15 protein-coding genes are annotated in these 16,348 nt (G+C 56.3%); 11 read left to right on the top strand and 4 right to left on the bottom strand.

The window, feature by feature from the left end; genetic code table 11:
- Window positions 1-81: 81 nt before the first annotated feature.
- Both KHU29_RS01870 and KHU29_RS01865 read right to left on the bottom strand, forming a co-directional pair.
- Window positions 82-1,392: a homoserine dehydrogenase gene (locus tag KHU29_RS01870; RefSeq protein WP_211450982.1), complete on the bottom strand. Its 1,311-nt coding sequence runs from the start codon at window positions 1,390-1,392 to the stop codon at window positions 82-84.
- Between the two features lie 167 nt (window positions 1,393-1,559).
- The gene (locus KHU29_RS01865; RefSeq protein ID WP_211450981.1) at window positions 1,560-2,789 is read right to left on the bottom strand and encodes a pyridoxal phosphate-dependent aminotransferase; all 1,230 of its coding nucleotides are present in this window, start codon (window positions 2,787-2,789) and stop codon (window positions 1,560-1,562) included.
- Window positions 2,790-3,160: 371 nt separating this feature from the next.
- On the opposite strand from KHU29_RS01865, the gene KHU29_RS01860 reads away from it, so the two are divergent.
- The 11 genes from KHU29_RS01860 (at window position 3,161) to KHU29_RS01810 (ending at window position 14,349) form a co-directional block, all read left to right on the top strand.
- On the top strand, window positions 3,161-3,559 hold the full coding sequence (locus tag KHU29_RS01860) for an Mth938-like domain-containing protein (RefSeq protein ID WP_211450980.1): 399 nt from the start codon (window positions 3,161-3,163) through the stop codon (window positions 3,557-3,559).
- Complete coding sequence (locus tag KHU29_RS01855; protein WP_211450979.1) at window positions 3,552-5,336, top strand: ArnT family glycosyltransferase; 1,785 nt, start codon at window positions 3,552-3,554, stop codon at window positions 5,334-5,336. Before KHU29_RS01860 ends, KHU29_RS01855 begins: the two co-directional genes overlap by 8 nt.
- A 12-nt stretch (window positions 5,337-5,348) precedes the next feature.
- The gene (locus KHU29_RS01850; protein WP_211450978.1) at window positions 5,349-5,720 is read left to right on the top strand and encodes an EamA family transporter; all 372 of its coding nucleotides are present in this window, start codon (window positions 5,349-5,351) and stop codon (window positions 5,718-5,720) included.
- 98 nt (window positions 5,721-5,818) lie between these two features.
- Window positions 5,819-6,964 (top strand): DegT/DnrJ/EryC1/StrS family aminotransferase, encoded by a 1,146-nt coding sequence (locus tag KHU29_RS01845; protein ID WP_211450977.1) that lies wholly within the window; start codon window positions 5,819-5,821, stop codon window positions 6,962-6,964.
- A 7-nt stretch (window positions 6,965-6,971) separates the two neighbouring features.
- Window positions 6,972-7,928 carry a glycosyltransferase gene (locus tag KHU29_RS01840; RefSeq protein ID WP_211450976.1) on the top strand — a complete coding sequence of 319 codons (957 nt, stop codon included), beginning with the start codon at window positions 6,972-6,974 and terminating at the stop codon, window positions 7,926-7,928.
- Window positions 7,925-8,830 carry a formyltransferase gene (locus tag KHU29_RS01835; protein WP_211450975.1) on the top strand — a complete coding sequence of 302 codons (906 nt, stop codon included), beginning with the start codon at window positions 7,925-7,927 and terminating at the stop codon, window positions 8,828-8,830. Before KHU29_RS01840 ends, KHU29_RS01835 begins: the two co-directional genes overlap by 4 nt.
- A 142-nt stretch (window positions 8,831-8,972) precedes the next feature.
- The gene (locus tag KHU29_RS01830) at window positions 8,973-10,028 is read left to right on the top strand and encodes a bifunctional UDP-4-keto-pentose/UDP-xylose synthase (RefSeq protein WP_092412124.1); all 1,056 of its coding nucleotides are present in this window, start codon (window positions 8,973-8,975) and stop codon (window positions 10,026-10,028) included.
- Window positions 10,029-10,034: 6 nt separating this feature from the next.
- Complete coding sequence (locus tag KHU29_RS01825; RefSeq protein ID WP_211450974.1) at window positions 10,035-10,988, top strand: polysaccharide deacetylase family protein; 954 nt, start codon at window positions 10,035-10,037, stop codon at window positions 10,986-10,988.
- Window positions 10,989-11,096: 108 nt separating this feature from the next.
- Complete coding sequence (locus tag KHU29_RS01820) at window positions 11,097-11,540, top strand: peroxiredoxin (RefSeq protein ID WP_211451134.1); 444 nt, start codon at window positions 11,097-11,099, stop codon at window positions 11,538-11,540.
- 219 nt (window positions 11,541-11,759) lie between these two features.
- Window positions 11,760-13,448, top strand: coding sequence for a PhoH family protein (locus KHU29_RS01815; RefSeq protein ID WP_211450973.1), 1,689 nt, complete (start codon window positions 11,760-11,762; stop codon window positions 13,446-13,448).
- 166 nt (window positions 13,449-13,614) lie between these two features.
- A complete protein-coding gene (locus KHU29_RS01810) occupies window positions 13,615-14,349 on the top strand; it encodes a metallophosphoesterase family protein (protein ID WP_211451133.1) in 735 nt (244 codons plus the stop codon).
- A gap of 93 nt (window positions 14,350-14,442) precedes the next feature.
- On the opposite strand, the gene KHU29_RS01805 is transcribed toward KHU29_RS01810, so the two are convergent.
- Both KHU29_RS01805 and KHU29_RS01800 read right to left on the bottom strand, forming a co-directional pair.
- Window positions 14,443-15,297, bottom strand: coding sequence for an ABC transporter permease (locus KHU29_RS01805; protein WP_211450972.1), 855 nt, complete (start codon window positions 15,295-15,297; stop codon window positions 14,443-14,445).
- Between the two features lie 92 nt (window positions 15,298-15,389).
- The gene (locus tag KHU29_RS01800) at window positions 15,390-16,226 is read right to left on the bottom strand and encodes an ABC transporter ATP-binding protein (RefSeq protein WP_211450971.1); all 837 of its coding nucleotides are present in this window, start codon (window positions 16,224-16,226) and stop codon (window positions 15,390-15,392) included.
- Window positions 16,227-16,348 lie beyond the last annotated feature (122 nt).

Here is a 16,348-nt window from a genome sequence, read left to right as displayed (position 1 = left end):
GCGGGCAATTTCTCCCGGCCCTTACCTCGCGACGATGAAGTTCTTCAGTTCCTTGGTGCGCTGTACGGTGTGGCCAATCGCTTAACCCAACTCTTCCAACCGGATCTTGGTCACTGAGCCAACCACGGTCGCCAGGGCTTCGATCTTTGCGATCGCCGCTTCGACATTTTTTTCCTGCGTCTGATGCGTCAGCATGATGATATCCGTCTGGGTCTCGTTCGCTGCCGGTTCTTTTTGCAGCATGGCGTCGATCGAAATCGACGAGTCCGCCAGGATCCGCGTGACATCGGCCAGCACTCCAGGCTGATCGGCGACGTGCATGCGCAGATAATAGCTGGTGGTGATTTCCGCCATCGGCAGGATCGGCGTATCAGCCATGGCATTCGGCTGGAACGCCAGATGCGGCACGCGATGCTCAGGATCGGCAGTCGCCAGGCGAGTGATGTCGACCAGGTCGGCGATCACTGCCGAAGCGGTAGGCTCGGCGCCGGCGCCTTTGCCGTAATACAGCGTATCGCCCACAGCGTCGCCGCGCACCAGCACCGCATTCATCGCGCCTTCGACATTGGCGATCAGGCGCGCACTTGGAATCAGCGTCGGATGCACGCGCAACTCGATGCCGCCCGCAGTGCGCTTGGTGATGCCGAGCAGCTTGATGCGATAGCCGAGTTGCTCGGCGTAGCGGATATCGGTTGCCTGCAGCTTGGTAATACCTTCCACATGCGCTTTGTTGAACTGCACCGGGATGCCGAACGCAATCGAGGCCATGATGGTCAGCTTGTGGGCAGCGTCCACGCCCTCGATATCGAAGGTCGGATCGGCTTCGGCATATCCCAGGCGTTGCGCTTCCTTCAGCACGACATCGAAGTCGAGTCCCTTGTCGCGCATTTCTGACAGGATGAAATTGGTGGTGCCGTTGATGATGCCGGCGATCCATTGGATGCTGTTGGCCGTCAAGCCTTCGCGCAGTGCTTTGATGATAGGAATGCCGCCGGCAACCGCGGCCTCAAAGGCAACGATCACGCCCTTCTCTTGCGCCGCCTTGAAAATCTCGTTGCCATGCGTTGCAATCAACGCCTTGTTGGCAGTGACCACGTGCTTGCCGTTGGCAATCGCCTGCAGCACCAGATCCTTGGCGATGCCGTAGCCGCCGATCAATTCGATGACGATGTCGATATCGGGATCGTTGACGACCAGTTTGGCGTCGTTCACCACAGTGACTTCACCGTTGGTCAGTTGCCTGGCGCGCTCGACGTCGAGATCGGCCACCATCGTAATCTCAATAGCTCTCCCTGCGCGCGCTGCAATTTCTTGCTGATTACGCTTCAATACGTTGAACGTGCCGGAACCGACCGTACCTATGCCAAGCAAACCTACCTTGATGGATTTCATGATCTCTGTTGTTTGTAAAAAAAATTGAATAAAAAAGCCTGCCACCTAATATATCGCCTACCGCAGCCCTAAAACTCCGCCGTCCCCGCGTTCGCGGGAATGTCGGGGACACCTAGTCGGGGACGCCTAGTCGGGGTCACCAATGACGGCCAATGCTTTTGCGTCCGTCAAGCCGTGCCGTGGTGCCGCCGATAACCTTCGAGGAAATTCGCAATGCGCCCCATCGATTCCTCCAGATCGTCGGTGTTGGGCAAAAACACCACGCGGAAATGGTCCGGCGTCGGGCAGTTGAAACCGGTGCCTTGCACAATCAGCACGCGCTGCTCGGCCAGTAATTCGTAGGCGAAATCCTGATCGTCTGCAATCGGATATATCTTCGGATCCAGGCGCGGAAACATGTACAGCGCTGCCTTCGGCTTGACGCAGGTGACACCCGGGATATCGGTCAGCAACTTGTAGGCCAGGTCGCGCTGACGCGTCAAACGCCCGTGCGGGCCGACCAGGTCATTGATGCTCTGGTAGCCGCCCAGCGCCGTCTGGATCGCGTATTGGCCCGGCGCATTGGCGCACAGACGCATGGACGCCAGCATATTCAAGCCTTCGATATAACTCTTGGCATGTTTTTTCTCACCCGACACCACCATCCAGCCGGCACGATAGCCGCAAGAACGATAGTTTTTCGACAAACCGTTGAAGGTAATGAACAGCACGTCGTCGGCCAGCGAGGCCAGCGAGGTATGGGTCGCGCCGTCATACAGCACCTTGTCGTAGATTTCGTCGGCAAAAATGATCAGTTGATGCTGGCGCGCCAGATCGACGATCTCTTGCAGCAGCTCCACCGGGTACAAGGCGCCGGTAGGGTTGTTCGGGTTGATGACGACAATCGCCCGGGTATTCGAATTGATTTTCTTTTTGATATCTTCGATATCGGGAAACCAGCCGGCTTGCTCGTCGCAAACATAATGACGCGGGGTGCCGCCGGACAAGCTGACCGCTGCAGTCCAAAGCGGATAATCCGGCGCCGGCACCAGTACCTCATCGCCAGTGTTGAGCAAGGCGTTCATGCTCATCACGATCAGCTCCGAAGCGCCGTTACCCAGGTAGATATCGTCAATCGTGACGCCCTGGATATTTTTTTGCTGGCAATAATGCATCACCGACTTGCGTGGCGCGAACATGCCTTTGGAATCGGTATAGCCCGAAGCGTTGCCCATGTTGAGAATCATGTCCTGCACGATTTCATCAGGCGGCTCGAAACCGAACACGGCCAGGTTGCCGATGTTCAGCTTGATGATCTTGTGACCTTCTTCTTCCATTTGCCGCGCCTTTTCCAGCACCGGGCCGCGAATGTCATAACAAACGTCATCTAGTTTTTTCGATTTTTGAATCGGTCGCACAGCACAATTCCTTGTATTTTACGCAACATTATCGAGCTTTAAAAAGCCGTCTGGAAAATTGAGGTATCGTCACACTTGATTACGTGCGCCGCAGCAAATGCAAGCAACAGCCCCTTGTAAGGGCGCTCCAGGCTATTTCACGACTTTTCAGACAGCTTTCTGGCAGTGCACAAATCACTGCCCGAACCACCCATTCTGCCGAAAGCGTGAGGTTTTATCAATCAATAACGCAAGTTCCGCGACGGAAAACGCTACAATGCAGCACTTTATTTTCCATTTTCCGGAAATTTGCACATCGTCTGCGGTCTATCCTGTGGTTTTGCTAATTATTGGCGGGTAGGATTTTTCCCTCAACGAGTAAAAATAATGCAATGAAGCTACATACCACATCGACCCAACAGTATCAGACAGTCACAGCCTACGACGACAAGGGCGTGGAAATCAACGCCGTCCGCTACGAGTACAGCCTGCTGGTGCTGCCTGAAGCGGCGCCGGTGGCCTGGCCGGTCAGCAATTTCGACGCCCTCCACGCCGAGCATTTTGCGCATATAGACAGCACCCGGCCCGATGTCGTGATCCTCGGCACCGGCTCGCGCCAACGATTCGTGCATCCGAAACTGACCACCGTGCTGACCTCGCGCCGCATCGGCGTCGAGTGCATGGATAACCAGGCGGCTTGCCGGACTTACAACATTTTAATGGCCGAGGGACGTAAAGTCGCTCTGGCTCTGATTTTCGATACCGACAAGGAAACCGCCCAAGATGCGTGAACTGCACAAATCAAAAACTTTCGTCTGGCTGCTGTTCCTGTTGTTCTGCATCATCTGGTTTTACATGCTTGGCGCCCGTACGCTGGTGCCGACCGATGAAGGCCGCTACGCCGAAATGGCGCGTGAAATGGTTGCCACCGGCGACTGGATCACCTTACGGCTGAACGGGCTCAAATACTTTGAAAAGCCACCGCTGCAAACCTGGATGAATGCGCTCACCTTCGAGCTGTTCGGCCTGGGTGAGTGGCAGGCACGCTTATGGACTGGTTTGTGCGGCTTGCTGGGCGTGGTGCTGGTGGCATTCACCGGCACCCGCATGTTCTCCGCGCGCATCGGCTTCTATGCAGCGCTGGTGCTGGGCTCCAGCTTCCTGTGGGCCGGACTTGGCCATATCAACACGCTGGACATGGGCTTGTCCGGCATGATGACGATTTCCTTGTGCGCCCTGTTGCTGGCGCAGCGCAGCGACATAAGCCACAGCGAACAGCGCAACTGGATGCTGTTGTGCTGGGCCGGCATGGCGCTGGCGGTGCTGTCGAAAGGCTTGATCGGCCTGCTCTTGCCCGGTGCGGTATTGGTGTTGTACACCCTGTTTTCGCGCGACTGGTCGATCTGGAAGCGCTTGCATCTGGTATTGGGCCTGATTCTGTTCTTTCTCATCACGACACCGTGGTTCGTGCTGATCTCGCTGAAAAACCCTGAATTCCCGCAATTCTTTTTTATCCACGAACAATTCCAGCGTTTCACCAGCAAGATCCACAACCGCTATGGCCCGCCCTATTACTTCGTCCCCATCCTGATATTGGGCATCGTGCCGTGGCTTGGCGTCTTGTTCCAAAGCTTGTGGAACGGCGCGCACGAACGTAGCGCGGCATCCGGCTTCCAGCCGAAAAAATTGCTGTTGATCTGGAGCATATTCATTTTCGTTTTCTTCAGCATTTCCGATTCCAAGCTGCCGTCGTATATCCTGCCGATCTTCCCGGCGCTGGCGCTGTTGATTGCCTGCCATCTGGACAACGCCAGCAACAAGTCGGTACAAGCCTCGGCGTGGCTGTTGCTGGTGCCGGGTGTCGCCGGCCTGGCTTTGGCGTCAAAAATCCCGACGCTGGCCAAGGACGCTTACTCGCTGCCATTAATGCAAGCCCACGTGCCTTGGGTTTTCGCCGCTTCCGCAGTCGCCTTCATCGGCGCCATCGCCGCACTGCTGCTGGTACGCCGGCAACGGGAATGGGCCATCGTCGCCCTCGCTGCCAGCGGTTTCATCGGTGGCCAACTGTTGATGTACGGCCATGATCCACAAGGACGTTATTCCGCCGGGATCGATCTGGTACCTGCCATCAATGCTGAAATGACACCGCAAACCACACTTTACGTAGTAGGCAAATACGAGCAGGCGCTGCCGTTCTACCTGCGCCGCACCATGACAATGGTGCAGCATATGGATGAACTGGAGTTCGGCATCGGCCAGCAACCGGATTTGTGGATTCCGACTATTGACGCCTTCGCCACCAAATGGACCGCCGATCATGTAGCCGGCAAGAAGGATATCGCCATCATCCGCCCGGAAAACTATCGTGAACTGGAACAACGCGGCGTACCGATGCGTGTCATCGGCCAGGATCCGCGCCGGGTGGTGGTGACCAATCAGGGGATTCCTGTTGCGGCAGCTCCGGCGGCGGCCGCTTCTGCTCCCACCTCTGCTCCCACCTCTGCTCCCGCGACTGAGCCGGCGCCAACGGAGTCCCCGGCCGCTTCCGCACCTGCCTCGCCTTACTAACCAGCGACAGACATGAATCTAACCACATTTGCCTTTATCTTCGCCGGCGTCTGCCTCAACGCGGCGGCGCAACTCTTGCTGAAAGCCGGCACCAACGCTGTCGGCGTCATCAGCCTGACGCCGCAAAACTGGTTTGCCACCGGCATCAAGCTGGCAACCCAGTTGCCGATTCTCGCCGGCCTGACCTGCTACGTCATCTCGGTGGTGGTCTGGATCATCGGCCTGTCGCGGGTTGACGTCACCATCGCCTATCCCATGCTGTCGCTGGGCTATATCATCAGCGCCATAGGCGCCTGGTATTTCCTGGGCGAAGTGGTATCGGCGCAGCGGCTGATGGCAATCGGCGTCATTATTGTCGGCGTGGTTATGCTGACCCGCAGTTAAACTTATATAGATACATAAGCTGTCGATTGTTTCGTCGCTGATTTCGGCACTATTTCGGCACTATTTCCGCCAAACCCACATCGGATTTCACAACCAATATGAGCCAACAACCATTCCTGCCGTTTGCCAAACCCACCATCGACGAAGCCACGATCGCAGCGGTCGGCGATGTCTTGCGTTCCGGCTGGATAACCAGCGGCCCCAAGGTGCAGGCATTCGAAGCGCAGCTGTCCGAGTATTTTGGCGGCCGTCCGGTGCGCACCTTCAATTCCGGCACCTGCACCATGGAAATCGCCTTGCGCATCGCCGGCATCGGTGCTGGCGATGAAGTCATCACCACACCGATTTCCTGGGTTGCCACGGCCAACGTGATCATTGAAACCGGCGCCACGCCGGTGTTCGCCGACATCGACCCGGTCACCCGCAATATCGACCTGGCCCAGGTCGAAGCCGCCATCACCCCGCGCACCAAGGCCATCATTCCAGTCTACCTGTCGGGTCTGCCGGTCGATATGGATCGTCTGTACGCGCTGGCAAAAAAACATAATCTGCGTGTGGTGGAAGATGCCGCGCAAGCGTTGGGTTCGACCTGGAACGGCAAGCGCATCGGCGCTCTCGGTGATTTTGTCTCGTTCAGTTTCCAGGCCAACAAGAACATCACCTCATCCGAAGGCGGCTGCCTGGTGCTGAACAATGCCGAAGAAGCACGCCTCGCAGAAAAATATCGCTTGCAAGGCGTCACCCGTAGCGGCTTCGACGGTCTCGATGTCGATGTCCTGGGCGGCAAATTCAACATGACCGACGTTGCGGCAGCCATCGGCCTCGGCCAGTTTGCCCATATCGAAGCAATTACTGCCCATCGGCGCGAACTGGCACAGTACTATTTCACCTGTTTCGGCAGCGATTTTGAAGCGAAGCACGGTGCTCAGCTGCCGGTCGCCGATTTCGACAACAGCAACTGGCACATGTTTCAGCTGGTGCTGCCGGAGCGCAAGGACGGCAAGCCGGCGCGCGCCACCTTCATGGAGCAGATGCAGGAGCGCGGCATCGGCATCGGCTACCACTATCCCGCGATCCACCTGCTTAGCATGTATCGCGCCCGCGGCTTCAAGGATGGCATGTTCCCGGTCGCGGAAAAGGTCGGTCGCCTGATCGTCTCGCTGCCAATGTTTAATGTGATGACGAAGAACGATGTCGAACGTGCAGTTTCGGCGGTAAAATCCGTGCTTCAACAGAACAAATAAAAGCTTGATGAAACCAGAACTTTCCGTCGTCATCCCGGTATACAACGAGGAATCGGGCCTCGCCAAACTGTTCGAGCGTCTCTACCCGGCGCTTGACGCACTTGGCATCAGCTATGAAATCCTGTACGTCAACGACGGCAGCCGCGACAAATCGGCGGCAATACTGGCCGAGCAATTCCGCTTGCGCCCGGACGTTACCAGGGTGGTCCTGTTCAACGGCAATTTCGGCCAGCACATGGCGATACTGGCTGGCTTTGAGGCCACGCGAGGCGACATTGTCGTGACGCTCGACGCCGACCTGCAAAATCCGCCGGAAGAAATCGGCAACCTGGTTGCCAAAATGCGGGAAGGCTACGATTACGTCGGCTCGATCCGCCGCAAACGCCAGGATTCAGCCTGGCGCACGATTGCCTCCAAGGCCATGAACGTGCTGCGCGAAAATATCACCGGCATCAAGATGACGGATCAGGGCAACATGCTGCGCGCCTATGGCCGCAACGTGGTCGACCTGATCAATCAATGCAAGGAAGTCAACACCTTCGTACCGGCGCTGGCTTACACCTTCGCTCGCAAGGAGACCGAAATCGTGGTCGAGCACGAGGAGCGCTCGGCCGGCGAATCGAAGTACTCGCTGTATAGCCTGATCCGCCTGAATTTCGATCTGGTGACAGGTTTTTCGATTGTGCCATTGCAGCTGTTTTCGCTGATCGGGATTATCCTGTCGTTTGCTTCCGGGGCGCTGTTTGCCATTCTGGTGGCGCGTCGTTTCCTGTTCGGCGCCGAGGTGCAAGGGGTGTTCACGCTGTTTGCGTTTGCCTTCTTCCTGATGGGCATGATCCTGTTCGGCATCGGCCTGGTCGGCGAGTATGTCGGCCGTATTTATCAGCAAGTGCGGGCGCGGCCGCGTTATGTGGTGCAGGCCATGCTGGAACAATCCTCAGCCGAGGATAAAGAGACATCATGAGAGCAGTCGTTTTCGCCTATCACAATGTCGGTGTGCGCTGCCTGAAAGTCTTGCTGGCGCGCGGCGTCGACATCGCGCTGGTGGTTACCCACGAGGACAATCCGCAGGAAACCATCTGGTTCGAGTCAGTCTCCGCTTTGTGCAAGCAACACGGCATTCCAGCGATCGCCCCGAGCAATCCTGCCGCGCCTGAGTTGCTGGCCCAGGTTGCCGCCTTGCAGCCGGATTTCATCTTCAGCTTCTATTACCGCCATATGCTGCCGGTCGCCTTGCTGGCGCTGGCCAAGCACGGTGCTTACAATATGCATGGCTCCCTGCTGCCGAAATATCGCGGCCGGGTGCCCATCAATTGGGCGGTCTTGCATGGCGAAACCGAAACCGGCGCCACGTTGCATGAAATGGCCGCCAAGCCCGACGCCGGCGCTATCGTAGCGCAAACCTCGGTGCCGATTCTGCCCGACGACACCGCCTACGAAGTATTCGGCAAAGTCGTGGTTGCGGCCGAACAGACGTTGTGGAATGTGCTGCCGGCCATGCTGGCAGGGAAAATCCCCAGGTTGCCGAACGACCTGTCGCAAGGCAGTTATTTCGGCGGACGCAAGCCGGAAGATGGCAAAATCGACTGGAATCTGCCTGCGCATGAAGTCTACAACCTGTATCGCGCAGTCGCGCCGCCCTATCCCGGCGCATGGACTATTGTCAAAGAGCGCACTTTTATTATCAGAAAAGCACAACTATCGGCCAAACTGATCGAAAATCTGCCCGCAAATTTGCCTCGGGGCTTGGCGGTAGTGGATAATCGCGTTGTTGGCGTTTGCGGCGATGGCCGGGCGCTGTTGATTAACGAATTGCTGGCGGATGGTCAGACCGTTACGCCGGAAGCATTACAAAACCTTTTATGAAACCGGCTGCATGATTCTGCGGGCAAGGCTGAGGTTACCAAAAGTACCTTATTGTGTACCTTACTGATTCCCCTGCCCGCCAAGAGCTGCAGCGTTTGAAATTCCGCCCCGCGGAATGCCAATCCAACAAAAATAGATCACTATGAAAAAAGTCCTCATCCTCGGCGTCAATGGTTTCATCGGCCACCACCTGTCCAAGCGTATCCTGGAAACCACCGACTGGCACGTCTACGGCATGGACATGATGACCGATCGCATCCGCGATCTGCTGGACAACGATGCCTATAAGTCGCGCATGCATTTCTTCGAGGGCGACATCACCATCAACAAGGAATGGGTTGAGTACCACGTCAAGAAGTGCGATGTGATCCTGCCGCTGGTGGCGATCGCCACGCCGTCGACTTACGTCAAGCAGCCGCTGCGCGTATTCGAACTGGACTTTGAAGCCAACCTGCCTATCGTGCGTTCGGCTGCCAAGTACGGCAAGCATCTGGTATTCCCGTCGACTTCGGAAGTGTATGGCATGTGCCACGACGAAGAATTCGATCCGGAACAATCCGAACTGATCTGCGGCCCGATCAACAAGCCGCGCTGGATCTACTCCTGCGCCAAGCAATTGATGGATCGCGTGATCTGGGGCTACGGCATGGAAGAAGGCTTGAACTTCACGCTGTTCCGTCCGTTCAACTGGATCGGCGCCGGCCTCGATTCGATCCATACACCGAAGGAGGGCAGCTCACGCGTAGTGACCCAGTTCTTCGGCCATATCGTGCGCGGCGAGAATATCTCCCTGGTCGATGGCGGCCAGCAAAAACGTGCCTTCACTTACATCGATGACGGCATCGACGCCCTGATCAAGATCATCGCCAACAAGGACGGCATTGCCAGCGGCAAGATCTACAACATCGGCAATCCGGTCAACAACTATTCGATCCGCGACCTGGCCGACATGATGTTGAAACTGGCTACCGAATATCCTGAATACGCCGACTCGGCGAAGAAGGTCAAGCTGATCGAGACCACGTCCGCTGCGTATTACGGCAAAGGTTATCAAGACGTGCAAAATCGCGTGCCGAAAATCACCAACACATGCGACGAACTGAACTGGCAGCCGACTACTACCATGGCTGACACCTTGCGTAATATTTTCGATGCGTACCGCGGCCAGGTGGCCGAAGCTCGCGCCTTGATGGACTAAACAAACTTGCCCCTTCTCACCTTAAAAATCGACGCCGACACCTATCGCGGCACACGTGAAGGGGTACCGAATCTGGTGCGCCTGTTGAGCAAATACCAGGCTCGCGCCACTTTTCTGTTTTCGCTCGGGTACGACCATACCGGCTGGGCATTGAAACAAGTGTTTCGCCCCGGCTTTTTCCAAAAGGTGTCGCGCACTTCGGTGGTTGAACATTACGGCCTCAAGACCCTGATGTACGGCGTGCTGCTTCCGGCTCCGGATATCGGAAAGACTTGTGCAAGCCATATGCAGGCGGTACGCGACGCCGGTTTCGAGTGCGGCGTCCACACTTGGGATCACCGCGTGTGGCAAGACCATGTGCGGCAGCGCGGCGCCGACTGGACCAGCCAGCAAATGCAACGTTCGTTCGATCGCTTCACGCAGATTTTCAGCCAGCCGCCGAAAACCCATGGCGCCGCCGGCTGGCAAATGAATCCCTACGCTTTCGAGCAGCTGGAAAAATTCGACATTGCCTATTCCTCCGATGGCCGCGCCATGCTGAACGATGATGGCGCCTTGGCCGACGCCGCGGCCGGACCGCATCGCTTGCAGGTGAATGGCAAGATGCTGGCATGCATACAACTGCCAACTACCTTGCCGACGCTGGATGAATTATTGGGCCGGAGTTTCAACGGCGTTGAGCTGACGCCGGCAAATATCGCAGCCCATATCCTGGCCCTGACCGCAACGCCGCGCGATCATGTATTTACTCTGCATGCAGAGCTTGAAGGCCAAAAACTCGCCCCCATATTTGAACAATTGCTGCAGGGCTGGCAGGCGCAGGGCTATGATCTGGTCGCGATGGAAGATTATTATCGACACGTCAAAGACCTGGAATTGCCCACTGTCCCGCTGACATGGGCGGAGTTGCCGGGACGATCGGGTGAGATGATCATGCAGGCACAGGCAAGCAATAGCTGATCAGTACAAGGCGCACAAGGCCCAAGACCCTGATTGGCGACCGATTCATCATAATCTAGTGAACAGGACAATACAGTGGCCGACAATTCCTATCCATCCATCATCAACATGACGGTGCCCGACTTCTCTGCGGCCATGACCGGCGGGCAGACATTCCAGTTGTCGAACTACCACGGTCAAAAAATAGTGTTGTATTTTTATCCCAAGGATAATACGCCCGGCTGCACCACCGAGGCCATCCAGTTCCGCGAACTGTACGCAGAATTTCAGCGCAACAACACCCTGATCTTCGGCGTCAGCCGCGACAGCATTCGCTCTCACGAAGGTTTCAAGGGTAAATTGGGACTGCCGTTCGACCTGATTACCGATCCCGACGAAACCCTGTGCGCCATGTTCAATGTCATGAAAATGAAAAATATGTACGGCAAGCAAGTGCGCGGCATCGAGCGCAGCACGTTTGTGATTGACGCCGCCGGCACATTGGTGAAAGAATGGCGTGGAGTGAAGGTGCCATCGCATGTTGATGAAGTATTGGAGTTTGTAAGTCATTGAATTCAAAAAAATTATTTCTGGAAGCCGTTTGCGGACAAGGCCTGAGGGCCTTCCCAAACGGCTTTTTTACTTTTTAATTTGTAGATTCCTATCCAAGCCCGTTATTCATTGATGTTTTCTACCTATATTTTTGTAGTTGGTGCCGTTGCTTCACCCGTTTGGTCCGGTTCGTGTTATCACCAAAGCGAACACTTTTTTCATCTTTAAAGCGAGGTTCTGATGCCCTTACCAAAATTACCGACCAAACCCGCTGCTTTACTGTCCGTTCAAGATTATCCGAAAGCGGAAGCCGGCAAAGCCGTCAAACCACGTATCGCCGTTGTTGAACCGATTACCCGTAACAAAGAAGTTGCTCCGCAAGCCCGTGGCAAAACTGTAGAAAACCGTAAAACCGGCAAGGCCCCCGCGGAAAATTCGCGTGCTGTTGCCGACAAACCCACGAAACCGGCTGAAGGCCACCTCCGCCCGAAGTCGATGACCAGCCGCGCTGCCGACAAAACCGGCGTGACCAAATTGTTCGTGCTGGACACCAACGTCCTGATGCACGATCCAACGTCCCTGTTCCGTTTTGAAGAACATGACATCTACCTGCCGATGGTGACGCTGGAGGAACTCGACAACCATAAGAAAGGCATGTCGGAAGTTGCACGTAACGCGCGCCAGGTATCCCGTTCGCTGGATGCGCTGGTGGGCGATGTGGTCGACGATCAGATCGACCATGGTATCCCTTTGTCGAAGCTCGGCAACAAGGATGCCAAGGGCCGCCTGTTCTTCCAGACCAAGCTGCAAAATGCCGACCTGCCTGAAGGTTTGCCGGTTGGTAAAGCCGATAACCAGATTCTCGGCGTAGTGCGTGGACTGGAAGCCGAGTCGCCTGGCCGTGCAGTGGTGCTGGTGTCGAAAGACATCAACATGCGCATCAAGGCACGGGCGATGGGGTTGCCGGCGGAAGATTATTTCAACGACCATGTGCTGGAAGATACCGATCTGCTGTATTCGGGCATTCAGCAACTGCCGGACGATTTCTGGATCAAGCACGGCAAGGGCATCGAATCCTGGCAGGAAAACAAGCATGGCACCGGCTATACCTACTATCGCCTGAGCGGACCGCTGGTGCCGTCATTGCTGGTCAATCAGTTCGTCTTCATTGAACCGAAAAACGGCGAACCTGCGTTCTACGGACAAGTCACCCAGATCAACGGCAAGACGGCAGTACTGCAAACCTTGCGCGATTACGGCCATGCCAAGAACAGTGTGTGGGGCGTCACCGCGCGCAACCGTGAGCAGAATTTTGCGTTGAACCTGCTGATGAATCCGGATTGCGATTTCGTCACCTTGCTCGGCCAGGCCGGCACCGGCAAAACCTTGCTGGCGCTGGCAGCGGGGCTGGCCCAGGTGCTGGAAACCAAGACTTACAACGAAATCATCGTGACCCGCGTCACGGTGCCGGTCGGTGAGGATATCGGTTTCCTGCCAGGTACCGAAGAAGAGAAGATGGGGCCGTGGATGGGCGCCTTCGACGACAATCTGGAGGTGCTCAACAAATCCGATTCTGATGCCGGCGAATGGGGTCGTGCCGCCACCCAGGATCTGATTCGTTCACGCATCAAGATCAAGTCGCTCAACTTCATGCGCGGCCGTACTTTCGTCAACAAGTTCCTGATCATCGACGAAGCGCAAAACCTGACGCCGAAGCAAATCAAAACGCTGGTCACACGTGCCGGTCCAGGCACCAAGATCATCTGCCTCGGCAATATAGCCCAGATCGATACGCCTTACCTGACTGAGGGCTCGAGCGGCCTGACGTACGTTGTCGATCGCTTCAAGGGCTGGTCGCATAGCGGCCATGTGACGCTGGCGCGCGGTGAACGCTCGCGTCTGGCGGATCATGCCAGCGATGTGTTGTAAGAAATGTTGTAAGAGCAACTAACAGCTAGCGCAGCGATGCGCTGGCCGGATGGCTGAACGGGTGCAATTCAATTTCGGTTGAATTGCACCCGTTTTTATTTGATGATGTGATATTCCGTCATCTTCCGTGACGAAGCCAGCCAATGAGCACGCCATGAAACTCGCCATGAAGTTCGCCATTCTGTCCGATATCCATGCCAACATCTGGGCGCTGGAAGCCGTTCTGGCCGACATCAAGAAGCAAGGGGTGGACTTGATCGTCAACGCCGGCGACATCCTGTCCGGGCCGCTGGAACCGGCGGCGACCGCGGACTTATTGATGCCGTTGCAATTGCCAACCATCCGCGGCAACCACGAGCGTCAGTTGCTTGCCTGCGAACAGCAAACCGGCCATCCCAGCGATCAGTTCGCATTTGAACACACGACGCAGGCGCAGCGCGACTGGATCAAAGGATTGCCAGGCACACTGGTTATCTCCGACGACGTTTTCATGTGCCACGGCACGCCGGCCAGCGATTTGATCTACTTCCTTGAACAGGTCGACCAGCATGGCTGCCGCATGGCCGCCGCTGCCGATATCGAGGCCCGCGCTGCCGGCATCACGCATAACCTGATCATTTGCGGACATACGCACAAGCCACGCGCCTACGCGATCTCCGGCGAACGCCTGGTGGTCAATCCCGGCAGTGTCGGCTTGCAAGCTTATGACGACGACCAGCCCTACTTCCACGCCATCGAGAACGGCAGCCCGCATGCCCGTTATGCCATTTGCGAAAAAAACGCTCATGGCTGGCATGTCAGGCATTTGAATATCAGCTACGACCATCACAAGGCCGCCGCCACGGCGCTAAAGAATGGCAGGAGCGACTGGGCGACATGGCTGTCGACAGGACGAATCTAAACCGGAATACAAGCCGGAATCTGAGCAAAAATCCAAGCAAAAAAAACGGCGCATCGAACTCGATGCGCCGCAACCTTAAGACACTGCTAGAACTCAGAATGCCACAGGACGCCACTTAAGCAAACGTTTTTCCAGCGTCGTCAGCAAGTAATCCGCGGCCAAAGCCACCACTGCCAACACAATCATCGCTGCAAACACGCCGCTGGCGTTGAAAGCGCCTTGTGCTGTTGATATCAACAAACCGATACCTTGCTTGGAGCCGAGGAATTCACCCACCACCGCGCCCACCAGAGCAAAACCGAAACTGACGTGCAGACTCGCCAGGATCCAGCTCAATGCGGAAGGAATCACCACCGACATCGTGACCTGGCGCGGCGATGCGCCGAGGATCTGAGCATTGGCAATCATGTAACGGTCTGCTTCACGCACACCTTGGAAAGCATTGCCGAACACCACGAAGAACACCATCACCACCGCCAGCGCAACTTTGGAGGCCATCCCCAGACCCAGCGCGATGACGAAAATCGAGCCCAGCACCACCCGTGGAATCGAATTGGCAACCTGGATATAGATACTGAAGACATCGGATAACAATTTATTACGGCCCAGCAAAATGCCGCAAATAACGCCGGCCACAGAACCGATCAGGAAGCCCAGCACGGTTTCTTCCAGGGTTACCAGCACCTGGGTCCACAACGGACCTTGCGAGGTACCTTCCATGATCCAGTCATGGATTTGCACCACGATCAGCGACGGTTGCGAAAAGAAGAATGGATCGATCCAGTGCAATCTTGCCGCCAGCTCCCAGCCGCCTAGCGTAAAAATCAGGATGCCGAGACGCAGTGACATCACCAGCCAATGACGTTGCTTGATTTTTCGTTGCGCCTCTTGTTCGACGGTGGCCAGGCTGGCAGCGCTGAGCTTGTCGATTGCTTGTACTTGAGTCATGATAATTGCCTTTTTGCTTCTGCCCGGGTTGATATTAATATTGATATCGATATCTACCCAGGCAACGGTATGTAAATGGATAAAGCCAAGGATCAGCTGATGTGCACTTCTTCGCGCAGATCGGCCCAGATCTTGCGCGAGATATCGATGAAGCGCTGTTCATAGCGCACTTCCGACATCACCCGTGGGCGCGGCAGATCGATCTCGTAAACACTCTTCAAGGTCGCAGGACGCGCGGTCAAGACATAAACCTTGTCCGCCAGCGCAATCGCCTCTTCCAGATCATGAGTGACGAATACCACCGAGCCGGCTTGCGATGACCACAACTGCAGCAACTCGTCTTGCATCAGGGTGCGGGTCTGCATGTCCAGCGCGCTGAAAGGTTCGTCCATCAACAAGATCTCAGGGCTGTTGATAAACGTCTGCGCCAGGGCCACGCGCTTACGCATGCCGCCGGACAATTGATGCGGGTAGTGATTAGCGAACTTGTCGAGACCGACACGGCGTATCCATTCTTCGGCCAAGGCATAAGCGGCGTCTTTCGGCTTGCCGCGGAACAGCGGTCCGGCTGCTACGTTGTGCAGCACGCTGCGCCAAGGGAACACCGCATCGTTCTGGAATACAAAACCAATCCGCGGATCGATACCGCTGACCGGTTCGCCCATGATGCGCACTTCGCCCACGGTCGGCTTGAGCAACCCGGTGATCATGCTCAGCGTCGTCGATTTGCCGCAGCCGGTCGGCCCCACGATAGCGACGAACTCGCCGCGCGCCACGCTCATGGTGAAATCACGCAGCGCTATCGTAGCCTTGCCGTCAGGGGAGATGAAGCGGCACGAAACGTTACGTAATTCGATCGCGGGGGTATCCCGCAAAACTTGAGGCGCCGGCGACGACGCCGCAGTTTCCGCGTATGTTGCTTGGTTCATTTGGAGTTCCTGGTTATGCGTTGTTTTGCCTATCGTAGCCACACCGAAGTATCCGGTTGGCGCGAGTTTCGTCACCAGAGCCGCTACGCGACTCCGGTCCACTCACTTGATTGTTACTAAGC

The sequence above is a fragment of the Collimonas antrihumi genome (assembly GCF_018304965.1).
Taxonomy (GTDB): domain Bacteria; phylum Pseudomonadota; class Gammaproteobacteria; order Burkholderiales; family Burkholderiaceae_D; genus Collimonas; species Collimonas antrihumi.
The sequence above is the reverse complement of the archived record's forward strand: the minus strand, read 5'-3'. Positions and strand labels throughout refer to the sequence as shown.

What these genes read in the sequence shown, in the direction of transcription:
- KHU29_RS01855 (WP_211450979.1), top strand. Translation starts at nt 3,552, where the DNA reads ATGCGTGAACTGCACAAATCAAAAACTTTCGTCTGGCTGCTGTTCCTG.
- KHU29_RS01830 (WP_092412124.1), top strand. Translation starts at nt 8,973, where the DNA reads ATGAAAAAAGTCCTCATCCTCGGCGTCAATGGTTTCATCGGCCACCAC.
- KHU29_RS01860 (WP_211450980.1), top strand. Translation starts at nt 3,161, where the DNA reads ATGAAGCTACATACCACATCGACCCAACAGTATCAGACAGTCACAGCC.
- KHU29_RS01800 (WP_211450971.1), bottom strand. Translation starts at nt 16,226, where the DNA reads ATGAACCAAGCAACATACGCGGAAACTGCGGCGTCGTCGCCGGCGCCT.
- KHU29_RS01805 (WP_211450972.1), bottom strand. Translation starts at nt 15,297, where the DNA reads ATGACTCAAGTACAAGCAATCGACAAGCTCAGCGCTGCCAGCCTGGCC.
- KHU29_RS01850 (WP_211450978.1), top strand. Translation starts at nt 5,349, where the DNA reads ATGAATCTAACCACATTTGCCTTTATCTTCGCCGGCGTCTGCCTCAAC.
- KHU29_RS01810 (WP_211451133.1), top strand. Translation starts at nt 13,615, where the DNA reads ATGAAGTTCGCCATTCTGTCCGATATCCATGCCAACATCTGGGCGCTG.
- KHU29_RS01840 (WP_211450976.1), top strand. Translation starts at nt 6,972, where the DNA reads ATGAAACCAGAACTTTCCGTCGTCATCCCGGTATACAACGAGGAATCG.
- KHU29_RS01870 (WP_211450982.1), bottom strand. Translation starts at nt 1,392, where the DNA reads ATGAAATCCATCAAGGTAGGTTTGCTTGGCATAGGTACGGTCGGTTCC.
- KHU29_RS01835 (WP_211450975.1), top strand. Translation starts at nt 7,925, where the DNA reads ATGAGAGCAGTCGTTTTCGCCTATCACAATGTCGGTGTGCGCTGCCTG.
- KHU29_RS01815 (WP_211450973.1), top strand. Translation starts at nt 11,760, where the DNA reads ATGCCCTTACCAAAATTACCGACCAAACCCGCTGCTTTACTGTCCGTT.
- KHU29_RS01820 (WP_211451134.1), top strand. Translation starts at nt 11,097, where the DNA reads ATGACGGTGCCCGACTTCTCTGCGGCCATGACCGGCGGGCAGACATTC.
- KHU29_RS01845 (WP_211450977.1), top strand. Translation starts at nt 5,819, where the DNA reads ATGAGCCAACAACCATTCCTGCCGTTTGCCAAACCCACCATCGACGAA.